General features: G+C 68.6%; 1 protein-coding gene. It reads left to right on the plus strand.

The features are described 5' to 3' along the window. A partial coding sequence (locus ACUH78_RS19500) for a hypothetical protein (protein WP_445334476.1) occupies nt 1-570 on the plus strand: 570 nt, incomplete at both ends.

Here is a 570-nt window from a genome sequence, read left to right on the forward strand (position 1 = left end):
TCGCCTACGACAACCTGCACCGCCTGACCAGCCGCAGCTACCCCACGGCCGCGGACAACGTCGCCTTCGCCTACGACCTGCTGGGCCGGCGCACCCAGGCCAAGTACGCCGACAACAGCCACACCGTGGCCTACGTGTGGGATGCGGCCGGGCGCCTGACCAGCACCACCGCCGGCGGCAAGACGCTCGCCTACCAGTACGACCCGGCAGGCAACCGCACCCGTCTGACCTGGCCCGAGACCAGCTTCTACGTCACCACCACCTACGACGCGCTCAACCGTCCGAGCGCGATCAAGGAGCTGGGCACGACCAACCTGGCCACCTACGCCTACGACGACCTCTCCCGTCGCACCACGGTCACGCTGGGCAACGGCACCACCACCAGCTACGGCTACAGCCCCCAGGGCGCGCTCGCCAGCCTCAGCCACAACCTCGCCGGCACCGCGCAGGACCAGACCCTCACCTACACCCGCAACCCCGTGCAGGAAATCGTGAGCCAGAGCTGGACCAACGACCTGTACCAATGGACGGGCTACGCCAACGGCACCCAGAGCTACACCGCCAACGGCC

The sequence above is a fragment of the Thauera sp. ZXT1-4 genome, from assembly GCF_052598215.2.